The sequence below is a fragment of the Massilimicrobiota sp. An134 genome (assembly GCF_002160815.1).
GTDB classification, from domain to species: Bacteria; Bacillota_I; Bacilli_A; order Erysipelotrichales; family Coprobacillaceae; genus Allocoprobacillus; species Allocoprobacillus merdigallinarum.
The window spans coordinates 1-3,070 of record NZ_NFLH01000067.1; the positions used below are offsets into that span (position 1 = coordinate 1).

A 3,070-nucleotide genomic window follows, 5' to 3' on the forward strand; every position below is an offset into this window, starting at 1 on the left:
GTGTCAGAAAGAGCTTATTTTCTTTACCAACCTAGGAGAGGAATTCTCTGCTCAGGAAATCATTGAGCTATATACATATAGATGGGATATCGAAGTTTCATACAAGACACTCAAAACAGACCAGGTGATTATTTGCAATGAACTGCACCATCAATAGCATAAAGTGCACCACCAATTTCAACAACTACACCACTGAGATGATATTATTGAATATACGCAACTGCACCACCTTTTATATTATAGGTGGTCTTTTTTATATTATTATAATGTTGGAGACTTTGTCTCTAATATTATATGAAAGGAGCTTTTATTATGGCTGTAAAATTCAATTTGAGACTATGTTTACAATTGATTGATCGAGGCATATCCCTCAATATGATATCCAAACAATATCATATTAGTAAACATACCTCATCCAAAACAAAACATAGAATGGAGGTGCTTCAATTTGATATCAGTACTATTGATCAGTACTCAGATGATGAGCTGGGTAAATTATTTTTCCCTGAAATGTACGAATCTGAAAACATTTATTTAGCAGTGGATTATGACTATGTTCATAAAGAATTGTCTAAGCCTGGTGTTAACTTAAAACTATTATGGAAAGAATATTGCTTGAGTGCTAAGGATGGTAAATATCCAGTAAGTTACTCAAAATATTGTAGAGGTTATGCTCAACATGTCGAAAGACACAACTATACCAACCACATTGAACACAAACCCGGGATTCGTACAGAAATTGATTGGTCCGGGCCTACAATGCATTACATGGTTCCTTCTACTGGTGAATTGGTTAAAGTTTATCTGTTTGTCGCAACTTTACCATTTTCTCAATATTCTTATGTGGAACCTACCAAGGATATGAAAATGAATACATGGATTAACTGTAATAAACATATGTTTGAATACTTCGGTGGTTCAACAGTTAGAATTGTATGTGACAATCTTAAAACAGGTGTTGTCAGTCATCCTAAAGAAGGAGAAATCATTCTCACAGATATGTATTCTGATTTTGGAAATCATTATATGACAGCTATTATGCCTGCACAAGTCAGAAAACCTAAGCAGAAAGCGAGTGTCGAAGGTACCATTGGCAAAATAGCTACAACCATTATTGCATCATTAAGAAATGTAGAGTTTCATTCATTCGAAGAACTTTATCAAGCAGTAAGAGAAAAGCTTGATGAGTTTAATACTACTCCATTCCAGAAAAGAGATGGAAGCAGAAAAGAAATATTTGAAGCTGTTGAAAAGCAGGCACTTAAACCACTTCCTGAAATACCTTTTGAAGTATGTCATTGGTTTTATTCCAGAAAAGTACAAGTCAATTGCCATATCACCTATCAAAAAAACTGGTATTCAGTTCCTTATGAATATGTAGGCAAATCCGTTGATCTAAAAGTGTCAGAAACAACATTGACTATCTATTATCAAAACAAGCGAATCAACATCCACAAGCTGTTTCCTGCCTATATAAAGAATAAATATTCTACCTATGAACAGGATATGCCTGAATCAGTGAAAGTAAGTGAGTGGGATGATGTGCGTATAAAAAAATGGGCGAGCAAAATCGGACCCTACACAAGAAAGGTTGTAGAGATTATATTTGAAAGATGTAAAGTTAAGGAACAGGGTTATAACCCTGCAATGAGCGTATTACATCTAAGTGATAAATATTCAAATGAAAGACTTGAATTATCCTGCCAGATAGCTTTAAGTAAATATCCATCACCTAGATATAAACATCTTAATGCCATTCTATCTAACAATCAAGATAAACTAGGAAAACAAGGAAATGCATCTGAAGAAAGAAAAACGACAGGACACCTGAGAGGTGCAGAGTTCTACGGAGGCAAATCAAAATGATAGATAATGAAACTGTAAGAAAAGCATCAGAAATTGGGATTATAGATGTTGTAGATGCCATTAAATTGATTGAAACAAATCCTGCTTATATTACTTTGACATTTGATGAAAAAATAAATATGGTCATCGACTTTGTTTATCAGCAAAGATATAACGAAACGGTAAGAAGATTAAAGAAATCGGCTAAATTACGCTATGTAGATGCAGATCTAAGAGATATTCACTATACTGACAATCGAAGCATTACACATCAGCTGATTAGCTCACTGGCTACATGTAATTATATTACATTAAAAACCAACATCATTATTCATGGACCATGTGGTACAGGGAAAACATGGCTCTCATGTGCATTAGCAAATGAAGCGGCAAAACAAAAATATAAAATATTTTACATTAGAATGCCTGAGCTATTAGAAAAGTATAATGAACTGAGGAATATGGGTAAAAGTCTATCACAAGTAGTTAAGAAATACGCAAAATACGATCTGCTTGTATTAGATGAATGGTTAATGTATGAAATGACTGATAAAGAAAAACAGTTTATATCTGAGCTTATGGAGGTAAGACATGATAAATGTTCAACAATTTTCTGCAGTCAGTATCCATCAGGAGACTGGTATGATAAATTGCATAAATCGACATTAACAGAGGCATTGCTTGATAGAATCATTCATAATAGAATAGATGTGTATATGGGTAATGAAAACTTTAGAATCAAAAAATAATTTTTTAAAAAGGTCAATCATGTTTGGACATGATTGACTATAATTGTGTATAAATATAAGTGGTGCACTTTATGCGATTGAGGTGGTGCAGATGTCTGCGACTACCAGTGCTTTTACATGCGAATAATCACCAGGAGATAGAAAGGCATATAAGCAGTGATGGTGATGTTGCACGAAATGATATATATGCAAAGGTACTGTTTCATAATATTGCAGGAATCATGAGAAAAGAGTTGAACCGTTCACTTGAAATGAAAGAGTCAAATAGACAGTATGTTGTCAACATAGTACAGCTACATGAAATCATACATGATGTCAACATTCTGCTTTCAATGATCAATGGTAAAAAAAGACAGTTAAAAAAGAAGATAGAACAGATAGAGAAGATGCTAGACAAAATAAAAGTGCCTGTTCGCCCAAACAGGCACTACCAACGATGGGGACGAGTCATGATTTCACCACCAAGCTATCGCTTC

Annotated in this window: 3 protein-coding genes; all 3 read left to right on the forward strand. The window is 34.0% G+C overall.

The genetic code is table 11. The annotated features are described in order from the left end of the window. Window positions 1-312 precede the first annotated feature (312 nt). Window positions 313-1,866, forward strand: coding sequence for an IS21 family transposase (gene istA / locus B5E79_RS13145; RefSeq protein WP_241147503.1), 1,554 nt, complete (start codon window positions 313-315; stop codon window positions 1,864-1,866). Continuing rightward, a complete protein-coding gene (locus B5E79_RS13150; protein WP_087243929.1) occupies window positions 1,863-2,594 on the forward strand; it encodes an ATP-binding protein in 732 nt (243 codons plus the stop codon). The genes istA and B5E79_RS13150 overlap by 4 nt, the downstream gene beginning before the upstream one ends. A 221-nt stretch (window positions 2,595-2,815) precedes the next feature. Next, window positions 2,816-3,070: hypothetical protein (locus B5E79_RS13750; protein WP_206393229.1), on the forward strand; the 255-nt coding region annotated here is incomplete at its 3' end.